General features: G+C 56.5%; 16 protein-coding genes, 2 tRNA genes, 4 rRNA genes and 2 pseudogenes. 9 read left to right on the forward strand and 15 right to left on the reverse strand.

Annotated features, from left to right (window positions below):
- Positions 1–4: 4 nt before the first annotated feature.
- From ACYZT7_RS01490 to ACYZT7_RS01530, 9 genes are all read right to left on the reverse strand, one after another.
- Positions 5–322 carry a DUF2388 domain-containing protein gene (locus ACYZT7_RS01490; RefSeq protein ID WP_462039671.1) on the reverse strand — a complete coding sequence of 106 codons (318 nt, stop codon included), beginning with the start codon at positions 320–322 and terminating at the stop codon, positions 5–7.
- Between the two features lie 107 nt (positions 323–429).
- Entirely contained in the window at positions 430–747 is a 318-nt protein-coding gene (locus ACYZT7_RS01495; RefSeq protein WP_449644375.1) for a DUF2388 domain-containing protein, read from the reverse strand.
- Between the two features lie 142 nt (positions 748–889).
- On the reverse strand, positions 890–1099 hold the full coding sequence (locus ACYZT7_RS01500; RefSeq protein WP_462039672.1) for a DUF1127 domain-containing protein: 210 nt from the start codon (positions 1097–1099) through the stop codon (positions 890–892).
- 257 nt (positions 1100–1356) lie between these two features.
- Positions 1357–1572 (reverse strand): DUF1127 domain-containing protein, encoded by a 216-nt coding sequence (locus ACYZT7_RS01505; protein WP_008154465.1) that lies wholly within the window; start codon positions 1570–1572, stop codon positions 1357–1359.
- Positions 1573–1891: 319 nt separating this feature from the next.
- On the reverse strand, positions 1892–3385 hold the full coding sequence (locus ACYZT7_RS01510) for an acetyl-CoA hydrolase/transferase family protein (RefSeq protein WP_462039673.1): 1494 nt from the start codon (positions 3383–3385) through the stop codon (positions 1892–1894).
- 189 nt (positions 3386–3574) lie between these two features.
- Positions 3575–5011 carry an NAD(P)(+) transhydrogenase (Re/Si-specific) subunit beta gene (locus ACYZT7_RS01515; protein WP_282383290.1) on the reverse strand — a complete coding sequence of 479 codons (1437 nt, stop codon included), beginning with the start codon at positions 5009–5011 and terminating at the stop codon, positions 3575–3577.
- On the reverse strand, positions 5011–5334 hold the full coding sequence (locus tag ACYZT7_RS01520; protein WP_017335806.1) for an NAD(P) transhydrogenase subunit alpha part 2: 324 nt from the start codon (positions 5332–5334) through the stop codon (positions 5011–5013). Before ACYZT7_RS01520 ends, ACYZT7_RS01515 begins: the two co-directional genes overlap by 1 nt.
- A gap of 15 nt (positions 5335–5349) precedes the next feature.
- Positions 5350–6471, reverse strand: coding sequence for a Re/Si-specific NAD(P)(+) transhydrogenase subunit alpha (locus tag ACYZT7_RS01525; protein ID WP_462039674.1), 1122 nt, complete (start codon positions 6469–6471; stop codon positions 5350–5352).
- A gap of 436 nt (positions 6472–6907) precedes the next feature.
- Positions 6908–7807: a LysR family transcriptional regulator gene (locus ACYZT7_RS01530; RefSeq protein WP_462041895.1), complete on the reverse strand. Its 900-nt coding sequence runs from the start codon at positions 7805–7807 to the stop codon at positions 6908–6910.
- A 157-nt stretch (positions 7808–7964) separates the two neighbouring features.
- On the opposite strand from ACYZT7_RS01530, the gene ACYZT7_RS01535 reads away from it, so the two are divergent.
- The 8 genes from ACYZT7_RS01535 (at position 7965) to rrf (ACYZT7_RS01570) (ending at position 16479) form a co-directional block, all read left to right on the forward strand.
- Positions 7965–9146 carry an acyl-CoA dehydrogenase gene (locus ACYZT7_RS01535; RefSeq protein WP_123369330.1) on the forward strand — a complete coding sequence of 394 codons (1182 nt, stop codon included), beginning with the start codon at positions 7965–7967 and terminating at the stop codon, positions 9144–9146.
- 13 nt (positions 9147–9159) lie between these two features.
- Positions 9160–10380, forward strand: coding sequence for a CaiB/BaiF CoA transferase family protein (locus ACYZT7_RS01540; RefSeq protein ID WP_462039675.1), 1221 nt, complete (start codon positions 9160–9162; stop codon positions 10378–10380).
- A gap of 643 nt (positions 10381–11023) precedes the next feature.
- A 16S ribosomal RNA gene (locus ACYZT7_RS01545) occupies positions 11024–12562 on the forward strand.
- A gap of 82 nt (positions 12563–12644) precedes the next feature.
- Positions 12645–12721: transfer RNA gene (locus ACYZT7_RS01550), tRNA-Ile, on the forward strand.
- Between the two features lie 30 nt (positions 12722–12751).
- Positions 12752–12827, forward strand: a tRNA-Ala gene (locus tag ACYZT7_RS01555).
- Positions 12828–13076: 249 nt separating this feature from the next.
- A 23S ribosomal RNA gene (locus ACYZT7_RS01560) occupies positions 13077–15968 on the forward strand.
- Positions 15969–16141: 173 nt separating this feature from the next.
- Positions 16142–16257: ribosomal RNA gene (gene rrf / locus ACYZT7_RS01565) — 5S ribosomal RNA — on the forward strand.
- Positions 16258–16363: 106 nt separating this feature from the next.
- Positions 16364–16479 (forward strand): 5S ribosomal RNA (rrf, locus tag ACYZT7_RS01570).
- The 16S, 23S and 5S rRNA genes sit together here with 2 tRNA genes alongside, the layout of an rRNA operon.
- A gap of 143 nt (positions 16480–16622) precedes the next feature.
- Here rrf (ACYZT7_RS01570) and ACYZT7_RS01575 read toward each other — a convergent pair.
- Positions 16623–16745 (reverse strand): annotated as a pseudogene (locus tag ACYZT7_RS01575) (TonB-dependent receptor plug domain-containing protein); the annotation flags it as partial.
- Positions 16720–17653 (reverse strand): annotated as a pseudogene (locus ACYZT7_RS01580) (FecR domain-containing protein). The pseudogenes ACYZT7_RS01575 and ACYZT7_RS01580, both read right to left, overlap by 26 nt.
- Positions 17654–17824: 171 nt before the next feature.
- Between ACYZT7_RS01580 and ACYZT7_RS01585 the strand changes: the two are divergent.
- A complete protein-coding gene (locus ACYZT7_RS01585; protein WP_462039676.1) occupies positions 17825–19705 on the forward strand; it encodes a methyl-accepting chemotaxis protein in 1881 nt (626 codons plus the stop codon).
- Positions 19706–19847: 142 nt separating this feature from the next.
- On the opposite strand, the gene ACYZT7_RS01590 is transcribed toward ACYZT7_RS01585, so the two are convergent.
- From ACYZT7_RS01590 to ACYZT7_RS01605, 4 genes are read right to left on the reverse strand one after another with little or no spacing between them, the layout of a single operon-like run.
- The gene (locus tag ACYZT7_RS01590) at positions 19848–20315 is read right to left on the reverse strand and encodes an SRPBCC family protein (RefSeq protein WP_462039677.1); all 468 of its coding nucleotides are present in this window, start codon (positions 20313–20315) and stop codon (positions 19848–19850) included.
- A gap of 22 nt (positions 20316–20337) precedes the next feature.
- Positions 20338–23754, reverse strand: coding sequence for an amino acid adenylation domain-containing protein (locus ACYZT7_RS01595; protein WP_462039678.1), 3417 nt, complete (start codon positions 23752–23754; stop codon positions 20338–20340).
- A gap of 13 nt (positions 23755–23767) precedes the next feature.
- Positions 23768–24697, reverse strand: coding sequence for a diiron oxygenase (locus ACYZT7_RS01600; protein ID WP_462039679.1), 930 nt, complete (start codon positions 24695–24697; stop codon positions 23768–23770).
- Positions 24694–25470 carry a DUF3050 domain-containing protein gene (locus ACYZT7_RS01605; protein ID WP_462039680.1) on the reverse strand — a complete coding sequence of 259 codons (777 nt, stop codon included), beginning with the start codon at positions 25468–25470 and terminating at the stop codon, positions 24694–24696. Before ACYZT7_RS01605 ends, ACYZT7_RS01600 begins: the two co-directional genes overlap by 4 nt.
- Positions 25471–25925: the final 455 nt, after the last annotated feature.

Genomic DNA, 25925 nt, shown 5'->3' on the forward strand with positions numbered 1-25925 from the left:
ATAACTATTGGACGAGAATTGCCTGCGCCAGTTCAAGGTCGCTGGCATGAAGTTTTGACTGGGTCCGGCGCAGATAAATCAGGGCGGACTCCAGTTGTGCTCCTCGCAGTTGGCCGTCGCTGGCGATGAACGCCGCAGCGTCATCGTGTGCCGCGAGGAGCAGCTTACGGTCGAAGGGGGCAGAGGCCACCATGCTTGTGGCGTAACCGGTGGCCACAATGCCTTGTGTTGACAGGTTGAAGGCGTCAAAGGCATGGACCGAGCCCATCCAAAAGGCTGCCACGAAAACCGGAGTGATCAATAGATGTGAAAGAAAACGCATGAGACTCGATAGGTGAAGGCGAGTCGCAAGGCTAGCGCAACGCCTGGTCTAGAGCCAGCGCCGAAACATTGGGACACGGCGGACGTGTCCCACGTCAGTGATGCCGCTTAGATAGTCAGTATGGCTTGCGCCAGTTGTGCATCAGTCGCGTTCATCTGAGGTGCCTGGTGGCGAATATGGTCGAGTGCGCTTTCCAGTTTCACGCCACGAATGGCGCCTTCGCTGGCCACGAAGCTGGCGGCGTCATCACGGGCGGCACGTACGATTTTGTCATCGCGAAAGGAAGAAGTGACATCGGAAGTCGCATCGGACGTTGCCTTGAGCGCGCCGACGACGGCATCGGTGGTCACGATAAAGCTGGTGGCGTGGGAATTGGCAGCCACGGCAAGCAGGGCTGCAGCGCTGAGCAGACGAAGTCGGGACATGGTGAAACTCCTTTGGAAAACCGATTGAGAGGTGGCGGTGTCTGGTGAGTCAGACGCCACTCATGCAGCGTTCGCCACGTTCCATCTGGATATTAGGCCTATGAGTATCGGTTCGAACAGTCCCGTCTGTTCAAGCAGGAAGCTAGCGCCAGAACGGTTTATCCAATTCGTTGAGACGATCCGCGTGGCTGATGCACAGGTCTGAGAGCTGCCGGTCATTGAGTTGGCCCAGTAAACGCCGGGTTCGGGTCCTTTCCAGGCTGTTGGCGAGGCCACCGATTAATCTACGAAACCAATGGGGGCGAGGTGTTGATTGAGGCGTGCAAATGGAAACATCCAGTAAGTGATTCATTGCGCGGTCCTTTTGCTGGTAATTCGGTATTTCAGGGTGATCCCTTCCTGCCTCCTGCAACAGACACGCTATGTTGAAATTGTACTGGTTCAGTTTGTTGTTTTATGAATCTGTACCTGTTGAGAGGGGTCTCCACTGTATGACCCCTATTGATGCTCAAAAACGACAAAGCCCGTCGTGGTTTCCCACGACGGGCTTTGTTTTTTCAATTTGGATGCTGGCGGTGGACCCGGTGGGTCAGAGCCAGCGACGCTAACTTAGCGCCAGAACGGCTTGCTCAGCTCTTCGTAGCGTTGTGCTTCGCTAATCCCGGCATCAGCCAGCAGGCGCGAATCCAGACGAGCCAGTTGATGGCGGCTGGAGATGCGGCGCTGCCACAACATCAGGTTGGCGAGAACGCGAAGAGGCGTGGAAGCCTGGGTTTTTACAGCGTTGTCTTCGAAAAACAGCTCGGAACTGAGTGTACGTTCCATGGTTGACATCCTTCCGCTTGTGGCGGGATTAGGTAGTGGTTTAACTGATGCCAATGATCCTCTCGTTTGGCCAGTCTCTCTAGATACAGTTCACCTGTATTGTGAGGGACCAGTTAACTGTTAAAGGGCGGTGTACTGGTCGAAATTGAGGCAACTGTACTTGCCTGCACTAATATCGTGCGTTTTTGGTGAATTGACTCGAAAAGGTAGGCAATTACGGTAGGAAAAGACCGGTACAGCAGTACAGTTTGATTCAGGATTTGATCTGGCAACAGCAAGCCGACGAAACTGTGTTTGCGTCAGCTGCTATCTGTACCAATTACACCGTGAGCATCCGCCCGGTTTCCTCCAGGTTTATGTGCCAGCTCAGGGCATCACGCAGAATATGCGGCGTGTGTCCGCCGAGTGCACAAGCAGCTGTGAAGTAGTCATCGAGGGCTTGGCGATAGTCCGGGTGCACGCAGTTATCGATGATGACTCGAGCTCGCTCTCGCGGCGCCAGGCCACGCAAGTCTGCCAGACCGATCTCCGTGACAAGGATGTCAACGTCATGCTCCGTGTGATCAACGTGGCTGACCATCGGCACCACACTGGAAATCGCGCCGCCCTTGGCGATCGACTTGGTTACGAAGATCGCCAAATGCGCATTGCGCGCAAAGTCGCCCGAGCCGCCGATGCCGTTCATCATCCTCGTGCCGCAGATGTGGGTGGAGTTGACGTTGCCGTACAAGTCGAACTCAAGCGCCGTGTTGATACCGATGATGCCGAGCCGGCGCACCACTTCCGGGTGGTTGGAAATTTCTTGCGGGCGCAGGACCAATTTGTCCTTGTAGCGCTCAAGGTTGCCGAAAACATCGGTATTGCGACGGCTCGATAAGGTGATCGAACTGCCCGAAGCAAAGCTCAGCTTGCCGGCGTCGATCAGGTCGAAGGTCGAGTCCTGAAGCACTTCGGAGTACATCGTCAGGTCTTCGAACGGCGAGTCGATCAGCCCGCACATCACCGAGTTGGCGATGTTGCCAATCCCGGCCTGCAGCGGGCCGAGCTTGTTGGTCATGCGCCCGGCAGCCACTTCCTGCTTGAAGAAGTCGATCAGGTGGTCGGCAATGGCCTGAGTGTCGACGTCTGGCGGCAACACGGTGGACGGCGAGTCGGACTGATTGGTGATCACGATCGCGACGATCTTTTCCGGCGGGATCGGGATGGCCGTGCGGCCAATGCGATCGTCGACCTTTACCAGCGGAATCGGTGTGCGGGTCGGCCGATAGGTCGGGATATAGATGTCGTGCAGGCCTTCGAGATTTGGGTTGTGCGCCAGGTTGATCTCGACGATTACGTGTTTGGCGAAAATCGCAAAGCTGGCCGAGTTACCCACCGAAGTGGTCGGCACGATATGGCCCTGCTCGGTGATGGCCACGGCCTCAATCACCGCGATGTCCGGCAGTTTGAGCTGCTGGTTGCGCAATTGCTCGACGGTTTCAGAGAGGTGCTGGTCAATGAACATCACTTCACCGGCGTTAATGGCCTTGCGCAGGGTGCTGTCGACCTGGAATGGCATACGTCGTGACAGTACGCCGGCTTCGGTGAGCTGTTTATCGAGGTCGTTGCCCAGGCTGGCGCCGGTCATCAGCGTGATTTTCAGCGGGGTGATTTTGGCGCGTTCGGCCAGTGCGTGGGGCACGGCTTTGGCTTCGCCGGCGCGAGTGAAACCACTCATGCCGACGGTCATGCCGTCCTGAATCAGAGCGGCAGCGTCAGCGGCGCTCATCACCTTATCCAACAACGAAGGCAAGCGAATACGATCACGGTACATGGATTGTTATCTCGGGCAACGGAAGCAAGGTACGCAGTCTAGTGAATTTGATTGGCACCCGTCCCGCTACCAAGGTCGCATTCGAGGCGTCTATTCCGAAGCTTATAGACAAAACACCGTTACAGGACCTGTAACAGCCGCAAACAAAAACGCCCCGACGAGTCGGGGCGTTCAGGGTGCCGAAGAGTGTTAATCGACTGCTTTAACCATATCCTCGATGACTTTCTTGGCGTCGCCGAAAACCATCATGGTTTTGTCCAGATAGAACAGTTCGTTGTCCAGACCGGCATAGCCGCTGGCCATCGAGCGTTTGTTGACGATCACGGTCTTGGCTTTATAGGCTTCTAGGATCGGCATGCCGGCAATCGGCGATTTCGGATCGTTCTTCGCCGCCGGGTTGACCACGTCGTTGGCGCCAAGCACCAACACCACGTCGGTCTGACCGAACTCGGAGTTGATGTCTTCCATCTCGAACACTTGCTCGTAAGGTACTTCGGCCTCGGCCAGCAGGACGTTCATGTGCCCTGGCATCCGCCCGGCGACCGGGTGGATCGCAAACTTCACAGTGACACCACGGTGAGTCAACTTCTCCGCCAGTTCCATCAGCGAGTGCTGGGCACGTGCCACCGCCAGGCCGTAGCCCGGCACGATGATCACGGTGTCGGCGTTGGTCAGCAGGAACGCGGCGTCGTCGGACGAGCCGGATTTCACCGGACGAGCTTCCTTGGCGCCAGCTGGACCTGCGGTATCTGTTGCGCCGCCGAAACCGCCGAGCAGGACGTTGAAGAACGAGCGGTTCATCGCTTTGCACATGATGTACGAGAGGATCGCACCAGACGAACCCACCAGTGAACCGGCGATGATCAGCATCGAGTTGTTCAGCGAGAAGCCGATACCCGCGGCTGCCCAACCGGAATAGCTGTTGAGCATTGACACCACCACCGGCATGTCGGCACCACCGATCGGGATGATGATAAGCACGCCCATCACGAAGGCCAGGGCCAACATCAGGGCGAAAGCACCGAGGTTGCCGGTCAGCATGAAGGTGATGCCCAGGCCGAGCGTCGCCAGGCCCAACACAAGGTTCAACTTGTGTTGGCCGCTGAACTGTACCGGTGCGCCCTGGAACAGGCGGAACTTGTACTTGCCCGAGAGCTTACCGAAGGCAATTACCGAACCGGAGAAGGTGATGGCACCAATCGCTGCGCCAAGGAACAGCTCCATGCGGTTACCGGCCGGAATCGAATCACCCAACTGCTTAACGATGCCTAGGGATTGCGGCTCGACCACCGCCGCAATGGCGATGAACACTGCGGCCAGACCGATCATGCTGTGCATGAAGGCGACCAGTTCCGGCATCTTGGTCATTTCAACGCGTTTGGCCATGATCGAACCGGCGGTGCCGCCGACCAACAGACCGACGATGACGTAGCCAATGCCCGCTGTAGCGAGTTCTGCGCCGAGTTTGTAGACCAGACCGACAGTCGTGATGATTGCCAGCGCCATGCCGAGCATGCCGAACAGGTTGCCGCGCCGCGACGTAGTCGGGTGCGAAAGGCCCTTAAGAGCCTGGATGAAGCAGATCGACGCGATCAAGTAGAGCGTCGTGACGAGATTCATGCTCATTACTTGGACGCCTCTTCTTTTACTGCTTTCGGGGCTTTTTTCTTGAACATCTCAAGCATCCTGCGGGTAACCAAGAAGCCACCAAACACGTTCACTGCCGCCAAAGCCACGGCCAACGTGCCCATGGTCTTGCCCAATGGCGTCACGGTCAAAGCTGCGGCCAGCATGGCGCCGACGATGACGATCGCCGAGATCGCGTTAGTCACCGCCATCAGTGGTGTGTGCAGCGCAGGCGTAACGTTCCAGACCACGTGATAACCGACATAAATCGCCAGCACGAAGATGATCAGGTTGTAGATACCGGGGGAGATAAGCTCTTCCATCGTCTGAATCCCTGCTTAGGCGTTTTTGCGGATGACTTGGCCGTCGCGGCACATCAGGCACGCGGCGACGATGTCGTCTTCGAGGTTGATCTCGAACTGGCCTTCTTTGTTGAAGACCAGCTTCAGGAAGTCCAGCAGGTTGCGCGCGTACAGTGCCGAAGCGTCTGCCGCGACTGCGCCGGCCAGGTTGGTCGGGCCGCAAATGATCACGCCATTCTCGACGACGACCTGGTCAGCCACGGTGAGTGGGCAGTTACCGCCCTGGGCTGCCGCGAGGTCGATGACCACCGAGCCTGGCTTCATCTGTGCCACGGTTTCCGCGCTCAAGAGCGTCGGTGCCTTGCGGCCCGGGATCAGTGCGGTGGTGATGACAATGTCAGCCTGCTTGGCGCGTTCGTGCACGGCCAGGGCCTGACGTTGCATCCAGCTGGCGGGCATTGGTCGCGCGTAACCGCCGACACCGACGGCGCATTCGCGCTCTTCATCGGTCTCATAAGGCACGTCGACGAACTTGGCGCCGAGGGATTCGATCTGCTCTTTTACCGCAGGACGTACGTCAGACGCTTCGATCACTGCGCCCAGACGTTTCGCCGTAGCGATCGCCTGCAAACCAGCCACGCCAGCGCCGAGAATCAGCACGCGCGCCGCTTTCACGGTACCCGCAGCGGTCATCAGCATCGGCATGAAGCGTGGATAGTGGTGAGCGGCCAGCAACACGGCTTTATAACCGGCGATGTTGGCTTGGGAGGACAGCACATCCAGGCTCTGAGCTCGGGAGGTGCGCGGCGCGGCTTCCAGCGCGAAAGCGGTAATGCCGCACTCAGCCAGCTTGGCAATGGTTTCATTGCTGAACGGATTGAGCATGCCCACCACAACGGTGCCGCTTTTAATCAGCGTCAGCTCGCTGTCGCTGGGGGCGACCACCTTGAGAATCAGCTCGGCACCAAACGCATCGTTGGCGCTGCCAATATTTGCGCCTGCCGCTTCATAGGCACTGTCGACAACGCTGGCACTAATGCCGGCGCCGCTTTGCACAGTGACCTTATGACCCTGGCCGATCAGCTTCTTGATGGTTTCCGGGGTTGCAGCAACCCGTGTTTCACCGGTCTGGGTTTCGAGAGGAACACCAATGTGCACGTCAAATCTCCTGCGTGATCTTATTGAGTAAACCCAGGCACTTCGGATGGTGCGGCTGGGGGCGGCCGATCAGCACGATCCCGCCAAATCAGGGCGGGGCGCGGCATTTTGCAGGCGAACTTAGTGCCCTTCAAGGGTTTATGACGGGTGACGGAAAATTAACTACAAGTCACCCCGTGACCGAATGTCGCAACTGGCCGGTTCAATCCCTTGCAGGCCGTGCCTTGTAAGGATTCTTGTAAAAATTGAAGAATTTACGCATCGGTCAGGTGAATGAGTCGTTATTGCTTCCCAATAGAGGCTCAAGGCCACGTACTCAGGCACTTCTAGGACGTTTGTGCTGCTTGTCGGTACAGTCTTCGAATATGCGACAAATACTTATATCTGTAGGGCTTTTATTTTGCTGACTACGGGGTCAGCTAATTGAGCTGAGCCTTTATCCTTCTAGGCTATAGCTCTGTGCTTGATTGACCAGCCAATCGCGAAATGCCCTTAAAGAGGCCGATTCCACCTTTCGCTCAGGAATCATCAGGTAATACGCCTTGATGCTGGATAGCGCCTGGGGGTTGGCAATGACCAGGCGCTTCTCGGCCAGTTCGCGTTGAATCAGGAACGGTGGAATCAGCGCTATTCCCATATCGTGCATGGCCGCTTGGGCAAGCATGGAGAATAGCTCGTAGCGCGGCCCTGTCATGTCTCGCGGGATATTAAGGTTTTGGGAGTTGAACCACTGGCGCCAGGCATAAGGGCGGGTGGTCTGCTGAAGTAGGGGCAATTCGGCGATTTCACTGGGGGTCAGATTGGTCTTTTTTCCCAGTAAGTCAGGGCTGCACACGGGCATCGGATTTTCACCCATCAGCCTGTGGGATTCGGTACCCGACCAGTCCGCGTCGCCAAAATAGATAGCTGCATCGAAGTCGGTGTCGGCAAACAGGAAGGGTCGCGTTCGGTTGGTGAGGTTGACCGTCACTTCCGGGTGTTTTTGCTGGAAATCCTTGAGTCGTGGCAGCAGCCATTGAGTGCCGAAGGTTGGAACCACCGCCAGCTCGATCACGTTGGCACCTTGCTGGCCCATCACTGACAAGGTGTCCCGCTCAACCGCATCCAGTTGAGTGGCTACCCGTCGGCTGTAGGAAAGGCCGGCCTCCGTCAGCTTGACCCCACGTCGCGAGCGTCGGAACAGTTCTACGCTGAGGAACTCCTCAAGGCTGGCGATCTGTCGGCAAATTGCGCCCTGAGTGAGCGAAAGCTCCTGGGCAGCCTTGGTAAAGCTTTCGTGGCGAGCTGCCGCTTCAAAGCTGATCAGGGCAGTTGTGCTGGGGATTTTCCTGCGCATGTACTTCAACCTCACTAATACATCGCATAAAAGCTATTTGGCGATGTTACGGAGTGAGAAATTAGCACAACAGTATGCAAATTCCTCGTTTGCCGTGATGCCGAACACGGCCTAGGATCAGTCCATGTTATTTGACCCGATTCGAGAGGACACACTCATGGGCGGTAAAGCTAGCTTCAACTGGATCGATCCCCTGCTGTTGGATCAACAGCTCACCGAAGAAGAACGCATGATCCGCGACACCGCTGAGCAATTCGCTCAGCAGAAGCTCGCGCCGCGTGTTCTCGAAGCTTTCCGCCATGAAAAGACCGACCCGGCAATCTTCCGCGAGATGGGCGAAATAGGTCTGTTGGGCGCGACTATCCCTGAGCAGTATGGTGGCAGCGGCCTGAACTACGTCAGCTACGGCCTGATCGCCCGTGAAGTCGAGCGTGTCGACTCCGGCTATCGCTCGATGATGAGTGTGCAGTCCTCGCTGGTCATGGTGCCGATCAATGAATTTGGTACCGAAGCCCAGAAGCAGAAGTACCTGCCGAAACTGGCTTCAGGCGAATGGATTGGTTGCTTCGGTCTGACCGAACCTAACCACGGTTCCGACCCGGGCGCGATGATTACTCGTGCGCGCAAAGTGGAAGGAGGCTATAGCCTGACCGGCAACAAGATGTGGATCACCAACAGCCCGATTGCCGATGTGTTCGTGGTCTGGGGCAAGGACGACGCCGGCGACATCCGCGGCTTCGTTCTGGAGAAAGGCTGGAAGGGCCTGAGTGCTCCTGCGATTCACGGCAAGGTTGGCCTGCGTGCATCCATCACCGGCGAGATCGTCATGGATAACGTGTTTGTCCCTGAAGAGAACATCTTCCCGGATGTCCGTGGTTTGAAAGGTCCTTTTACGTGCCTCAACTCGGCACGTTACGGCATTTCCTGGGGCGCGCTGGGCGCGGCCGAGTTTTGCTGGCACACCGCTCGCCAATACACCCTGGATCGTCAGCAGTTTGGCCGTCCATTGGCCGCCACTCAGCTGATCCAGAAGAAGCTGGCCGACATGCAGACTGAAATCACCCTGGCGCTGCAAGGTTGCCTGCGTCTGGGTCGTATGAAAGATGAAGGTACTGCAGCGGTCGAGATCACTTCGATGATGAAGCGCAACTCCTGCGGCAAGTCCCTGGACATTGCTCGCATGGCGCGCGACATGCTGGGTGGCAACGGCATTTCCGATGAATTCGGTGTTGCTCGCCACTTGGTCAACCTGGAAGTGGTGAATACCTATGAAGGTACGCATGACGTCCACGCACTGATCCTCGGTCGTGCGCAGACTGGCATCCAGGCGTTCTATTAATAGGAGAACGGCCATGGGCGCGCTTTCGCATCTACGGGTACTGGATTTATCGCGGGTGCTGGCCGGGCCTTGGGCCGGGCAGATCCTTGCTGACCTTGGCGCCGATGTGATCAAGGTCGAGCGCCCGGGCAATGGCGATGACACGCGCGCCTGGGGGCCTCCCTTCCTTAAAGACGCTTATGGCGAGAACACCAGCGAGGCAGCCTATTACCTGTCGGCCAATCGCAACAAGCAATCGGTCACCATCGACTTCACCCGGCCTGAAGGGCAGAAGCTGGTGCGCGATCTGGCGGCGAAGTCGGACATCCTGATCGAGAACTTCAAGGTCGGTGGGCTGGCGGCATATGGTTTGGACTATGAGTCTCTGAAGGCGATCAATCCGAATCTGATCTATTGCTCGATTACCGGGTTTGGCCAGACAGGCCCTTACGCCAAGCGCGCGGGTTATGACTTCATGATTCAGGGGCTTGGCGGCCTGATGAGTCTGACTGGGCGTCCCGAAGGCGACGAGGGTGCTGGCCCGGTAAAAGTCGGCGTGGCGCTGACGGACATATTGACCGGTCTCTACTCGACGGTGGCTGTCCTGGCGGCACTGGCTCATCGGGATCATGACGGTGGCGGTCAGCATATTGATATGGCGCTGTTGGATGTTCAGGTGGCTTGTCTGGCTAACCAGGCAATGAATTACCTGACTACGGGCAATGCTCCGAAGCGCCTGGGTAATGCTCATCCGAATATCGTGCCTTATCAGGACTTTCCTACGGCGGATGGAGACTTCATCCTTACCGTGGGTAATGACGGGCAGTTTCGCAAGTTTGCCGAAGTGGCTGGTCAGCCGCAGTGGGCAGATGACCCGCGCTTTGCGACCAACAAGTTGCGGGTGGCGAATCGTGCGGTGTTGATTCCGCTTATTCGCCAGGCGACGGTGTTCAAGACGACTGCGGAGTGGGTGCTGCAGCTAGAGCAAGCAGGTGTGCCGTGCGGGCCGATCAATGATCTGGCTCAGATGTTTGCGGATCCTCAGGTTAAGGCGCGCGGGTTGGCGATCGAGCTGCCCCATGTGCTGGCCGGAATGGTGCCGCAAGTGGCGAGTCCGATTCGTCTATCCGAAACGCCTGTGGAGTATCGCAATGCGCCTCCTCTATTAGGGGAGCATACGCTGGAGGTTCTGCAGCGGGTGTTGGGTCTGGATGCTGATGTTGTGGCGGCATTCAAAGAGGCCGGGGTGCTCTGAGGATTTCTTCTATATAGGGGGGAGAGATTTTACTCTCCTATATAGAGAAGAGTCGGGTTGTTTTCCGGCGTTCAGCAAGTGTTTGATAGAAAAGCGCAATTAAGGGTTGACGGCAGATTCTGGACGTCTATAATTCGCCCCACTTCCGGCGCAGTCGAAACGGAAAACTCCTTGGTAAACAATGAGTTGCGCAGTTTTCGACAGCGAGTTGCTTCAGTTCATCGAAGCCCAGAAGGAGTTGAAAGAGCGGGGTTGTTTGGCTCTTTTAACGGTTCGATCTTCTCGGTCGAAAGCGGTGTAAAAGAGGTGTTGACAGCAGCGAGTAACGCTGTAGAATTCGCCTCCCGCTAACGAGAGATCGAAAGCGCAAGTGGTTGAAGTTACAAAGGAAACTTTGAAAACTTCTGAAAATAACCGCTTGACAGCAACAGAGGCTGCTGTAGAATGCGCGCCTCGGTTGAGACGAAAGATCTTAACCAACCGCTCTTTAACAACTGAATCAAGCAATTCGTGTGGGTGCTTGTGGAGTCAGACTGATAGTCAACAAGATTATCAGCATCACAAGTTACTCCGCGAGAAATCAAAGATGTAACCAACGATTGCTGAGCCAAGTTTAGGGTTTCTTAAAAACCCAAAGATGTTTGAACTGAAGAGTTTGATCATGGCTCAGATTGAACGCTGGCGGCAGGCCTAACACATGCAAGTCGAGCGGCAGCACGGGTACTTGTACCTGGTGGCGAGCGGCGGACGGGTGAGTAATGCCTAGGAATCTGCCTGGTAGTGGGGGATAACGCTCGGAAACGGACGCTAATACCGCATACGTCCTACGGGAGAAAGCAGGGGACCTTCGGGCCTTGCGCTATCAGATGAGCCTAGGTCGGATTAGCTAGTTGGTGAGGTAATGGCTCACCAAGGCGACGATCCGTAACTGGTCTGAGAGGATGATCAGTCACACTGGAACTGAGACACGGTCCAGACTCCTACGGGAGGCAGCAGTGGGGAATATTGGACAATGGGCGAAAGCCTGATCCAGCCATGCCGCGTGTGTGAAGAAGGTCTTCGGATTGTAAAGCACTTTAAGTTGGGAGGAAGGGCATTTACCTAATACGTAAGTGTTTTGACGTTACCGACAGAATAAGCACCGGCTAACTCTGTGCCAGCAGCCGCGGTAATACAGAGGGTGCAAGCGTTAATCGGAATTACTGGGCGTAAAGCGCGCGTAGGTGGTTCGTTAAGTTGGATGTGAAATCCCCGGGCTCAACCTGGGAACTGCATTCAAAACTGTCGAGCTAGAGTATGGTAGAGGGTGGTGGAATTTCCTGTGTAGCGGTGAAATGCGTAGATATAGGAAGGAACACCAGTGGCGAAGGCGACCACCTGGACTGATACTGACACTGAGGTGCGAAAGCGTGGGGAGCAAACAGGATTAGATACCCTGGTAGTCCACGCCGTAAACGATGTCAACTAGCCGTTGGGAGCCTTGAGCTCTTAGTGGCGCAGCTAACGCATTAAGTTGACCGCCTGGGGAGTACGGCCGCAAGGTTAAAACTCAAATGAATTGACGGGGGCCCGCACAAGCGGTGGAGCATGTGGTTTAATTCGAAGCAACGCGAAGAACCTTACCAGGCCTTGACATCCAATGAACTTTCCAGAGATGGATTGGTGCCTTCGGGAACATTGAGACAGGTGCTGCATGGCTGTCGTCAGCTCGTGTCGTGAGATGTTGGGTTAAGTCCCGTAACGAGCGCAACCCTTGTCCTTAGTTACCAGCACGTAATGGTGGGCACTCTAAGGAGACTGCCGGTGACAAACCGGAGGAAGGTGGGGATGACGTCAAGTCATCATGGCCCTTACGGCCTGGGCTACACACGTGCTACAATGGTCGGTACAGAGGGTTGCCAAGCCGCGAGGTGGAGCTAATCCCAGAAAACCGATCGTAGTCCGGATCGCAGTCTGCAACTCGACTGCGTGAAGTCGGAATCGCTAGTAATCGCGAATCAGAATGTCGCGGTGAATACGTTCCCGGGCCTTGTACACACCGCCCGTCACACCATGGGAGTGGGTTGCACCAGAAGTAGCTAGTCTAACCTTCGGGAGGACGGTTACCACGGTGTGATTCATGACTGGGGTGAAGTCGTAACAAGGTAGCCGTAGGGGAACCTGCGGCTGGATCACCTCCTTAATCGACGACATCAGCTGCTCCATAAGTTCCCACACGAATTGCTTGATTCATTGAAGAAGACGATAAGAAGCAGCCCGAAATTGGGTCTGTAGCTCAGTTGGTTAGAGCGCACCCCTGATAAGGGTGAGGTCGGCAGTTCGAATCTGCCCAGACCCACCAATTTTGTGTGGGAAACGCCTGTAGAAATACGGGGCCATAGCTCAGCTGGGAGAGCGCCTGCCTTGCACGCAGGAGGTCAACGGTTCGATCCCGTTTGGCTCCACCACTAACTGCTTCTGTTGTTGAAAGCTTAGAAATGAGCATTCCATCGTGACGATGGTGAATGTTGATTTCTAGTCTTTGGCTAGATCGTTCTTTAAAAATTTGGGTATGTGATAGAAAGATAGACTGGACGTTACTTTCACTGGTAACGGATCAGGCTAAGGTAAAATTTGTGAGTTGCTCTTTATGAGCAAGAATCGAATTTTCGGCGAATGTCGTCTTCACAGTATAACCAGATTGCTTGGGGTTATATGGTCAAGTGAAGAAGCGCATACGGTGGATGCCTTGGCAGTCAGAGGCGATGAAAGACGTGGTAGCCTGCGAAAAGCTTCGGGGAGTCGGCAAACAGACTTTGATCCGGAGATGTCTGAATGGGGGAACCCAGCCATCATAAGATGGTTATCTTAAGCTGAATACATAGGCTTAAGAGGCGAACCAGGGGAACTGAAACATCTAAGTACCCTGAGGAAAAGAAATCAACCGAGATTCCCTTAGTAGTGGCGAGCGAACGGGGACTAGCCCTTAAGTGGCTTTGAGATTAGCGGAACGCTCTGGAAAGTGCGGCCATAGTGGGTGATAGCCCTGTACGCGAAAATCTCTTGGTCATGAAATCGAGTAGGACGGAGCACGAGAAACTTTGTCTGAATATGGGGGGACCATCCTCCAAGGCTAAATACTACTGACTGACCGATAGTGAACTAGTACCGTGAGGGAAAGGCGAAAAGAACCCCGGAGAGGGGAGTGAAATAGATCCTGAAACCGTATGCGTACAAGCAGTGGGAGCCCACTTTGTTGGGTGACTGCGTACCTTTTGTATAATGGGTCAGCGACTTATTTTCAGTGGCGAGCTTAACCGAATAGGGGAGGCGTAGCGAAAGCGAGTCTTAATAGGGCGTCTAGTCGCTGGGAATAGACCCGAAACCGGGCGATCTATCCATGGGCAGGTTGAAGGTTGGGTAACACTAACTGGAGGACCGAACCGACTACCGTTGAAAAGTTAGCGGATGACCTGTGGATCGGAGTGAAAGGCTAATCAAGCTCGGAGATAGCTGGTTCTCCTCGAAAGCTATTTAGGTAGCGCCTCATGTATCACTGTAGGGGGTAGAGCACTGTTTCGGCTAGGGGGTCATCCCGACTTACCAAACCGATGCAAACTCCGAATACCTACAAGTGCCGAGCATGGGAGACACACGGCGGGTGCTAACGTCCGTCGTGAAAAGGGAAACAACCCAGACCGTCAGCTAAGGTCCCAAAGTTATGGTTAAGTGGGAAACGATGTGGGAAGGCTTAGACAGCTAGGAGGTTGGCTTAGAAGCAGCCACCCTTTAAAGAAAGCGTAATAGCTCACTAGTCGAGTCGGCCTGCGCGGAAGATGTAACGGGGCTCAAACCATACACCGAAGCTACGGGTATCACTTAGGTGATGCGGTAGAGGAGCGTTCTGTAAGCCTGTGAAGGTGAGTTGAGAAGCTTGCTGGAGGTATCAGAAGTGCGAATGCTGACATGAGTAACGACAATGGGTGTGAAAAACACCCACGCCGAAAGACCAAGGTTTCCTGCGCAACGTTAATCGACGCAGGGTTAGTCGGTCCCTAAGGCGAGGCTGAAAAGCGTAGTCGATGGAAAACAGGTTAATATTCCTGTACTTCTGGTTATTGCGATGGAGGGACGGAGAAGGCTAGGCCAGCTTGGCGTTGGTTGTCCAAGTTTAAGGTGGTAGGCTGAGATCTTAGGTAAATCCGGGATCTTAAGGCCGAGAGCTGATGACGAGTTACCCTTTGGGTGACGAAGTGGTTGATGCCATGCTTCCAAGAAAAGCTTCTAAGCTTCAGGTAACCAGGAACCGTACCCCAAACCGACACAGGTGGTTGGGTAGAGAATACCAAGGCGCTTGAGAGAACTCGGGTGAAGGAACTAGGCAAAATGGCACCGTAACTTCGGGAGAAGGTGCGCCGGTGAGGGTGAAGCATTTACTGCGTAAGCCCATGCCGGTCGAAGATACCAGGCCGCTGCGACTGTTTATTAAAAACACAGCACTCTGCAAACACGAAAGTGGACGTATAGGGTGTGACGCCTGCCCGGTGCCGGAAGGTTAATTGATGGGGTTAGCTAACGCGAAGCTCTTGATCGAAGCCCCGGTAAACGGCGGCCGTAACTATAACGGTCCTAAGGTAGCGAAATTCCTTGTCGGGTAAGTTCCGACCTGCACGAATGGCGTAACGATGGCGGCGCTGTCTCCACCCGAGACTCAGTGAAATTGAAATCGCTGTGAAGATGCAGTGTATCCGCGGCTAGACGGAAAGACCCCGTGAACCTTTACTATAGCTTTGCACTGGACTTTGAATTTGCTTGTGTAGGATAGGTGGGAGGCTTTGAAGCGTGGACGCCAGTTCGCGTGGAGCCAACCTTGAAATACCACCCTGGCAACTTTGAGGTTCTAACTCAGGTCCGTTATCCGGATCGAGGACAGTGTATGGTGGGTAGTTTGACTGGGGCGGTCTCCTCCTAAAGAGTAACGGAGGAGTACGAAGGTGCGCTCAGACCGGTCGGAAATCGGTCGTAGAGTATAAAGGCAAAAGCGCGCTTGACTGCGAGACAGACACGTCGAGCAGGTACGAAAGTAGGTCTTAGTGATCCGGTGGTTCTGTATGGAAGGGCCATCGCTCAACGGATAAAAGGTACTCCGGGGATAACAGGCTGATACCGCCCAAGAGTTCATATCGACGGCGGTGTTTGGCACCTCGATGTCGGCTCATCACATCCTGGGGCTGAAGCCGGTCCCAAGGGTATGGCTGTTCGCCATTTAAAGTGGTACGCGAGCTGGGTTTAGAACGTCGTGAGACAGTTCGGTCCCTATCTGCCGTGGACGTTTGAGATTTGAGAGGGGCTGCTCCTAGTACGAGAGGACCGGAGTGGACGAACCTCTGGTGTTCCGGTTGTCACGCCAGTGGCATTGCCGGGTAGCTATGTTCGGAATAGATAACCGCTGAAAGCATCTAAGCGGGAAACTAGCCTCAAGATGAGATCTCACTGGGACCTTGAGTCCCCTGAAGGGCCGTCGAAGACTACGACGTTGATAGGTTGGGTGTGTAAGCGCTGTGAGGCGTTGAGCTAACCAATACTAATTGCCCGTGAGGCTTGACCATATAACACCCAAGCAATTTGCAGGCTTCGAGCTGAAAAGCGAAAGAGCACCAGATTGCGGTGTGTGAAGACGAACCGAACCGAAAGTTCGAGATACTCACAAAACACCAAACTATCGCATACCCATTCGCTGGAGCGTGAACCTGCAAAGGCCCACGACCTGGCTCCCGAATTTCTTGACGACCATAGAGCATTGGAACCACCTGATCCCATCCCGAACTCAGCAGTGAAACGATGCATCGCCGATGGTAGTGTGGGGTTTCCCCATGTGAGAGTAGGTCATCGTCAAGATTAAATTCCGAAACCCCTATCTGCGTATGCAGGTAGGGGTTTTGTTTTAGTAGAAGTCACCAATTTTTCTGGCACGTTACGCTGTAACGGGCTGGTCACAGAATTTCTTGACGACCATAGAGCATTGGAACCACCTGATCCCATCCCGAACTCAGCAGTGAAACGATGCATCGCCGATGGTAGTGTGGGGTTTCCCCATGTGAGAGTAGGTCATCGTCAAGATTGAATTCCGAAACCCCTGTCTGCTAGCGCAGACAGGGGTTTTGTCGTTATGGGCTCCTTAAACGCTCAGTGACGCCATATCCAAACCAGTGGAATGTTCCCGACGAGATGACAAAGCCAGCCCCTGGAATCAGGTGCTGGCTAATGGTGCTATAGGTGCTGCTGTCACCCATGGACTTCAAGCCATTCAGATAGATGTTATCCACCGAACCATCGTTGAAGCTGCGTAACGCCACGTAGTCATAGCGGTGGGTTGCGTCGGTAGGGGTTGGCCAGCAACGTGTCGGTGTTCTCCAGGCGGAAAACACCGGACAGCCGCAAGTCGGCAGTGTCCGCTGAGCACGTCAGATAACCGTGGCGATAGCGTCCGACTTCATTAAGGAAATCCCCCAACCGCATGTTGCGGGTAACGATCAATCCGTCAGCCCAAGCACCAACATCCATGCAGAGGTGGCGCCAAACTCGCCTGGTGGTGATCGATCAGATAGCTTTGCCCTGCCTGCACCTGAGTCGGCAAGCCATCGGCGGCAAGCGGCGAATGGATGACAACCCTGCCAGCGGTAACACTGAGTCGTGTGCCGTCGCTCTCCTGACGCAGGATGAAACGTGCCCCAACGCCTTCATAAACACCGTGACGACTTTGCACCCGCAGAGGTCGGTCAAACGAAGATCCTTCGTCGATCCCGCCGCACGTCACGATGATCTCGCCGCGAGTCAGTTTGATCAGCCGCTGCTGTGCGTTGTAATCCAGATCAACTGCACTGGCGGTGTTGAGCTCCAGTCTTGTGCCGTCGGGTAATTGGAAACCGCGCTGTTCGCTCGTGGCGGTGGCGAAATCGGCGGTCCACTGTTGCCAGCCCACTGCATCTTTGCCCAGCCACGCCCCCATCAGCAACGTACTCGACAGCAGCTTCAAGGCTTGGCGTCGTCCCAGTCCCTGGGCGCTGTTTTCCAACGTATTGAAGGCCACTTGAGCACCGGGCACCGCCCGCAGGTTGCTGCTCAACTCGGCTTGTAGCGACTGCACCCGTTGCCAGGCCAGTTCGTGTTCATGGTGTTCGGCCCGCCCGACGTCGCATGACTGACGTAGCCAGGAATTAGCCGAGTTGTTACGCCGGCGCAGCAGCAAAAGTCTGATCAGGCGCTTTAGCACCGTTCGGCGGGTATCTGACAGGAAATGCCGACCATTTCGTACAAACGCCTAAGTTTTCTCCGGTTTGTGCCGACAGCCTGATGAGACATGCGTGCACCAAAGTAGAGCGGCCACAGAGCCCTGCCTGCGCTGTTACCTGGAATGCTGCAACCCTGAACGCATCCCCACTTTTTGCATAAGAAGTCCCATGAAATGAATCTCAAATTCAGCCATAAAATCCTTCTGGCCGCCTCCGGCGTCGTGGTGCTGGCTTTTGCGTTGTTCACTTTGTACAACGACTATCTGCAGCGAAACACCATCCGCCAAAACCTCGAGTCGAGCGTCCAGCAGGCCGGCGATCTGACCGCCAGCAGTGTGCAAAACTGGATGAGCGGCCGTGTGCTGGTGCTGGAAAACCTCGCGCAAAACGTCGCCCATCAAGGCGCCAATGCCGACCTCCCGGGGCTGGTCAATCAACCGGCCCTGACCTCGAACTTCCAGTTCACCTACGTGGGCCAGGCCAACGGCGTGTTCACTCAGCGCCCGGACGCGAAGATGCCTGACGGTTACGATCCGCGTCAGCGTCCCTGGTACAAACAAGCGGTGGCTGCCGACAAGACCATGCTGACTCCGCCTTACATGGCTGCCGTCGGTGGCCTGGTGGTGACCATCGCCCTGCCGGTGAAAAAGAACGGCGAGTTGCTCGGCGTGGTCGGTGGTGACCTGAGTCTGGAAACACTGGTGAAGATCATCAACTCGGTGGACTTCGGTGGCATCGGTCACGCATTCCTGGTCAGCGCCGACGGTCAGGTGATCGTCAGCCCGGACAAAGACCAGGTGATGAAAAACCTGAAGGACATCTACCCGAACGCCGGCGTGCGCATCGAGAAGGGCAATCAGGACGTCACCCTGAACAAGCAGGACCGTATCCTTTCGTTCACGCCGGTCAGTGGTCTGCCGAATGCCGAGTGGTACATCGGTCTGTCGATCGACAAGGACAAGGCCTACGCACCACTCAGCCAGTTCCGCACTTCTGCGCTGATCGCGATGTTCATCGCCGTAACGGCCATTGCCGTGCTGCTGAGCCTGCTGATCAACGTGCTGATGCGTCCGCTGACCACCATGGGCCGTGCGATGCAGGACATCGCCCAAGGTGAGGGCGACCTGACCCGTCGCCTGGCCGTGGAAAGTAAAGACGAGTTCGGTGAGCTAGGCGGTTCGTTCAACCAGTTCGTGGAGCGAATTCACGCGTCGATTTCCGAAGTTTCGTCGGCAACCCGTCAGGTTCACGACCTGTCGCAACGGGTGATGGCCTCGTCCAACGCCTCGATCGTCGGCTCCGACGAGCAAAGCGCCCGCACCAACAGCGTAGCCGCGGCGATTAATCAATTGGGCGCCGCCACCCAGGAAATCGCCCGCAATGCCGCCGATGCTTCCCAGCACGCCAGCGGTGCGAGCGAGCAGGCCGATGACGGTCGGCAGGTGGTGGAGAAAACCATTCTGGCGATGACAGAGTTGTCGCAGAAAATCAGCCTGTCCTGCACTCAGATCGAAACCCTGAACGCCAGCACCGACAACATCGGGCACATTCTGGATGTGATCAAAGGCATCTCCCAGCAGACCAACTTGCTCGCGCTCAACGCGGCCATCGAAGCGGCCCGTGCCGGTGAAGCCGGTCGTGGTTTCGCGGTGGTGGCGGACGAAGTGCGTAACCTCGCTCACCGTACCCAGGAATCGGCGGAGGAGATCCACAAGATGATCACCTCGCTGCAGATTGGTTCTCGCGAAGCAGTGACAACCATGAACGCCAGTCAAGCCTCCAGCGAGCAGAGCGTTGAAGTGGCGAACCAGGCTGGCTTGCGATTGGTCAGCGTGACCCAGCGTATCGGTGAAATCGATGGCATGAACCAGTCGGTGGCCGCAGCGACCGAAGAGCAGACGGCGGTCGTGGAAACCCTCAACGTCGACGTTAACCAGATCAACCTGCTGAACCAGCAAAGCGTGGCCAACCTCAATGAAACGTTGAAGGATTGCGATGCTTTGTCCCTGCAGGCGAACCGATTGAAGCAGTTGGTTGATAGCTTCAAAATTTGATTGAAGTTGGACCGCGTTATCGTTCAATCGCGAGCAAGCTCGCTCCCACATTTGACCGCATTCCATTTGAAGGAACTCGGCCAACCTGTGGGAGCGAGCTTGCTCGCGATAGCGGTGGATCAGTCACCGCTGAACCAAAGCCTTACGCAAACAGCTTCAACACATTGTTCATCGAGTCATCGGCAAAGCCCTGCACGAAATCCTTGAACCCCGGCAATGCCTCGGCACCGCGCTGTGCGGGTTCGGCGATGATGGTCCAGGTCGCCCGCGACTTACCCGCGTCCAGCGGTTCAACACTCATCGCCGCCCACAAGTTGGCCACGCCCAGCGTGTTGTAGATTGTGGTCCACGTCATGTTCAATGCCTGGTCATCCCGCGAGTTGAGTTGCTCGACCACCAGGTTGCCGTCCTTGAAGAATTTCTTGCGCAGGGACGACACGCCTTCACCGGTCATCTCGATGTGCGACAGCGCCGGAATGAATTGATCGAAGCCGGCAAAGTTACCGACCACTGCCCAGACCTTCTTGGCATCGGCCGGCACTTCCACCGAGGACACCACGTGGCAGCCTTGAGGGTTTTTGATCAGGGTATCGGGTTGTAGGGTTTTCATGGTTTTGCTCCGGTTGAGTGATTCAGATGAAGTTGATTTCTTTCAGGTAGTCGCAGCCGCGACGCAGCAGCGCCGGGGATTTTTCCGGGTAATGCGCGCCCATCTGCCGCACGCCCGCCTGGGCGTTGGCGTGGCCGATCATTGAGATGTCGCCGATGTCTTCCTCGAAGCCGTTGAGGTAGAAACCGAGCACGCCGAACAACGCGTTGTCGCTGTCGACCCGACCCAGTTGTTGCTGCCAGTCGGCGACGCTGACCATGGAAAACTCCCGACCCGCCTCACGGAATGACGCGACGTAGTTGTCCCAGCTCAGAGGCTCGGGGTTGTGCAGGTTGAACACGGCTTTTTCAGGTTGATAGCGGCTGGCATGAAAGGCGATGAACCGAGCCAGAAAGTCCACCGGCATCAGGTCGAAATTCAGCGCGAACTCCGGTACCTGGCCGAGCTGGATCGAGCCTTTGAGCATCAGCATCAAGCGATTCTTGTGAGGCTGGCAGACACCCGTGAGGCTGTTGAAACTGATGTTCCCGGGGCGATAAAGATTGACCCGTACGCCACGCTCGCGAGCCCGTTCGAGGATCCGCTCACCGACCCATTTGGACAGGTTGTAGCCGTTCTTGATGTAGATCGGTGGCGTCTGCGCGGCAGGCAATTCCAGCACCCTGCCATCGGCGGCAATCGTGCTGGAGGCCGAGAGCGTCGAGACGAAGTTGAAGAGCTTTTTGCTGCGCCCTTCACACAACCGAAGGCACTCGAAAATCGGCTCGACGTTGTCCCGCGCCAGCGACTCGTAATCGAGTACGTGATTGACGTTGGCGGCGTTGTGCACCAACGCGCCGAACTGCCGATCCAGTCGCTCGTAAACATCCGCTTCGAGCCCCAATGACGGACGCGTAATGTCCGCCGCATAAACCCGCACCCGACTCAGGTCCAGATGCTCCAGACGGTTTTCTCGCAGCGCATGGGCAAACCGCTCGGCCGCCGATTGCCCACCACCGTCGCGCACCAGGCAGGCGACTTCGCTGGCGCCCCAGGCGAGCAACGCTTCGACGATGTGCACGCCGACAAAGCTGTTGGCGCCGGTAACGATCACCTTGTGCACGTCGCCCATACGGTTGACTGGCAACGGCTGGATATCCAGTTCACGGAAGGCATCGGCCAAGGCTTTTTCGCTCAATACTTCTTCGGTGCCGGAGCCGCGCACCAAGGTCGCCAACTTCGCGATGGTCGGCAATTCGATGAAGCGGTTGATCGAGATACTGCGACCGAACTCTTCCCGCAAGCGCAAAAGCATGCGCGATAGCAGGATCGAGTGGCCGCCCAGGTTGAAGAAACTTTCGTCGGTAGAAATATCGCTGGCCGGCAGCTCCAGCAGCTCGGCCCAGATCTCCAACAACAGGGCCTCATCGGCACTGGCGGGCAAGCGCCGCAAAGTGTTTTCGGAGACATTCACGGGCATCGCCAGCAGCGCCTTGCGGTCGACTTTGCCGTTGCTGGCGAACGGCATGCTCGGCAGTTCGGTCCAGGCGGTGGGCTGCATGTAATCCGGCAGAAACTGCATCGAGTGGGCTTTCAACGCATCGCGAGCGGTGCCGGGTTGATCCTCCTGAGGCTGCGCGAGGAAGGCCAGAATCCGGCGCTGGCTGTCGATGACCACCGCTACCTGGCGGTACAACTGACTGTCGCGCAGGCAGCGTTCGATCTCTTCCGGCTCGACGCGAAAGCCGCGAATCTTCACCTGGTTGTCGCGCCGTCCGCACAGCTCAATGCCGTCGCGAGTCCACTTCACCATGTCGCCGGTGCGGTAGGCGCGCAGGCTCCGGCCATTCGGCAGACTCAGGTTCAGATAGCGTTCGGCGGTCTGCTGCGAGTTGTTCAGGTAACCCAGGCACACGCCCGGCCCGACGATGTACAACTCACCGATGGTCTGCTCGGCCACCGGTTGAAAATCCTCATCGAGAATCAGTACCTGACTGTTCGCGATTGGCGCGCCGAGGGTGCGGTTGTTGTCGCCGTGGCGCAGTTGCCGCGCGGTAATCAACACCGTCGCTTCGGTAGGGCCGTAGAGGTTGTAAAGGTTGCCCTGACGGGTGAGTTGCTCGATGACATAGGGTTCGCAGACATCGCCGCCAGTCATCACGTGATCGAGGCATTGCAATTGATCCAGCGGCAGGATGCTCAACAACGCCGGCGGCAAAAAGGCGTGGCTCAGATGCTGATGGCGGATCAGTTCGACCAGTTGCAACGGATCGCGACGTTGATCGTCGCCGGGCACGATCAGTTCGGCGCCCTGGAGCAGGGTCGGGAAAATATCGATCAGCGACGAGTCGAAACTCAATGACGAAAATTGCAGCACCCGACTCTGCTCGGTCAGCTGCACGTAGTCGGCGTACCACGCGGTGAAATGGGCGAGGTTGGCCTGGCTGAGCAACACGCCTTTTGGATGTCCGGTGGTGCCCGAGGTGTAGAGCGCCATGCACGGCGCGCCTGGATCGGGTCGTTGACGCATCAAGGGTTGATCGAGATCCAGGTCATCGATGTCGATGCGGCTGATGTCGAGTCCCGGCATTTGCGCCGCGAGCGGATGCTCACCGTCATGCAGCAGCAACACGGCCCCGGCGTTTTCCAGGATGTACTGCTGGCGTTGCAGGGGATGGCTCGGCTCCAGCGGCAAATACACCGCGCCGCTGCCGAGAATCGCGAGAATCCCGGCATACAACGCGCTGCATTTCGGCAGGCAGATCCCGACCACCAACGGCCCTTGATGCCGAGCGAGCAACGGCAGCAATCGCTGCTGGATCGCGCGGCTGTGGGTGTGCAATTGCCGATAGCTCAGGGACGTGCCGGCAACGTTCAACGCGGGTCGTTCGGCACACTGGATGAAGCGCTGCTCAAGGCGCTCAATCAGCGAAATTTGGCTGAGTTCCAGCAGCGCGGGTGCAGCCGTGATGTTGAGCCGATGGAAAAACGCGAGGCTCTCCAAATAGAGCAGGTTTTCCACGAGCCCGAAGTGAGGGGGAGCCGCAGAGTCGGCCAGCAGAAAATAGTCGGCATCGCGAGAGTAACGGCTGATCAGCAGCGCCACGTGATTGACCAGTTCCTCCACTGCCCGCAGGCGCAATACCTGGCCGTTACCCGACGGTTCGTCAGTGATCGACACGCGAGTGAACAGCGTCGAACCGTACGTGCACAGCAAGTCCAGCGGCGGCAGGCCAGAAACTCCAGGCTCACCGATACCCAGTTGCAGCGTCAGTCGCGGCGCATCGCCGACGTCATGAACAGGCAGGCTGGCGTCGTCGATCAGCAAATCAGCGTTACCCAACGGCTGCTCGTCGACGGCTGTCAGGCGCACCAGCGAATGACCGTGTTGTTCAAGTTCCAGCGCCAGATCGGTCAGGGCCTGGCTTTGTCCAATGAGCAGAATGTCGAGACGTCTCATGATGTGCTCCTCGTTAAACCAGGTAATCGCTGAGGGCGTCTTGCACGCACGGCGAATCGAGCAGCGAACTGCTGCGGAAAAACCGCACGATGTTGGCGACCAGCGGGTGATGGCGATTGATCGGGAAGGCCAGCCCCGACACTTCGCTCTTCAGTGCGTGGTGTGCGCCATCGCTGATCTGTAAGGATTCGATCAGGCGGAAGTCGAACGACTTCTGGATGTCGTTGGTCAGGTAATGGCCGATGAATATCGGCAGGATGTGCGCGATGCATCGGCGGTCGTCTTCGCTCGCCGTGTGCCAGTAGATGCGCACCAGCCGCGCCCAGAACCCGGAGTGGCGACCTTCGTCGAGCAAGTGGTCGGCCATCAGGCCCTTGATCGACTGCTTGACCGTGTCGTCCTTGGCGAACGCCGCGACATCGCCGGTCACGGTGTTCTCGGCGATGGCCACGCAGATTAATTCCACGGCGCTGCGCAGGTGTTCCGGGGCAAGCGCCACGGCCGCTGGAATGGCTCGGCTGAGTTCGATTTCATCCGGCAGGTCGATGGGCGTGATGCCGGTCATGGCGACGGTCTGTTGCATGAAATCCATCGCCACCAGCGCGTGGTAATCCTCGTCCACCACCACGGTCATGGCGTCGTAGCGGCAGGCGAACGGGAAGGCCACGGCGAAGCGATTCTTGGCGATGCTGCGGGCAGTCTTGTCGACGATTTCGGTTTCGAAAATCACCACGTCGTTGATGAATTTGTAGAGCGTCTGCACCAGTGCAAAGTCGCGCTGCTCCGGGCATTCACGCAGGAAGGTTTCGCTCAGCACCAACGGTTGGCGGCTCAACGGGTAGATCAGCTTGTCGTCGTTCTCCAGCACGCGCCGGGGGCGGGTACGGATGGTCGCGCGGCTTTCCCAGGCATCGGCGAAGGATTGGTAATCGGCGGCGTTCATGCGCTCACCTCGGCAACAGGTTCGCTCATGCTCAGACGCAGGCCGTCCCACAAGGCGATGCGGCTTTCCACGGCGGCGATGGCGCTGGCGTAGACGTCTTCCTCGCGTTGCGGATCGCCATCGACCAGCCGGGCGAGGAGTTTTTCAGCGGCGGGGCCGTGGTCTTCGGAATCGACTTCGATGTGCCGTTCGAGGTAGTAACGGAAGGTCGGCGCCTGTTCGATGCCGATGCCCCAGTCATCAAGAATTCGCTGGAACATCTGCGGGATGACGCTCTCGCGACCATGCAGAAATGCCGCCGCAACGCTGTGCCCCGGCGCATGCAGGGCGGTGTGCAACGTGTTGCGCACGAATTGCGCTGCCGCCGGATCGACGTCCACGCTTTGCAGTGCCACGTCGTAACTCACGCCTTCTTTTTGCAGCGCGACGAAGCGTTCGACCACCACCGTGCTGGCGCCAACTTCGCGCATGGCATCCAGGTACAACTCGAAATGGCTGTAGTGACCGTGAGCCGGACGATCATCGGACTCTTCACCCAGCACGATCTCGTTGATCAAACGCGCTGCCTGCGGATCTCGCGGCGGCAGCCAGGGCAGCTGGACGCAGGTCAGTTCCTGTTGCAGGCGTTTGGTCAGTGACATGAAATCCCATACCGCAAAGACATGGGTTTCCATGAAACGTTGCAATACCGACAGTGAGTTGATTTCAGAAAAGATCGGATGAGCGCTAAGTTCTGCTTTCTTCTGGTTGAGACGGTCTTTAGTCGGTTTCATGGGCGAGCCTATAAGTGAATTGGATATGCCGTTGCGTTTTAATGAATAAGCGATCGTTAGTTAAAGCTTTCTGCGGGCGAGCGGATGCCTCAAGCGAATTGATGTGGGTAAGTTGCAATACGTCGTTAAGTGACGGCCTGGCGCCAGTATTGAAGGCGGCGGAGAAAAACTAATACATGAATAAAGTGTCGGGCAAGTTATTTTTATATTATTTAAAAGTTTAACTTTTTCGCGCGCGACACGTTCCAATAAAACTTTTCATTTGAGTTTCATTTGGATGTAGTTACTCCTTCCGGCTTATATAAGTCAGAATTAGAATGAAGAGTGAATGCCTCACTCGAAGCAACTTTCTAACTGAGTCGTTGAAGTGGTTAGAGGGGACGGAAGTTGACTGGGATCAACGCCGGTTCTTCCTTTCCCGTGGCAAGACTCCTTCCGTAGGTTCTTGGTGCGGG

The sequence above is a fragment of the Pseudomonas sp. RT4P38 genome (assembly GCF_054897765.1).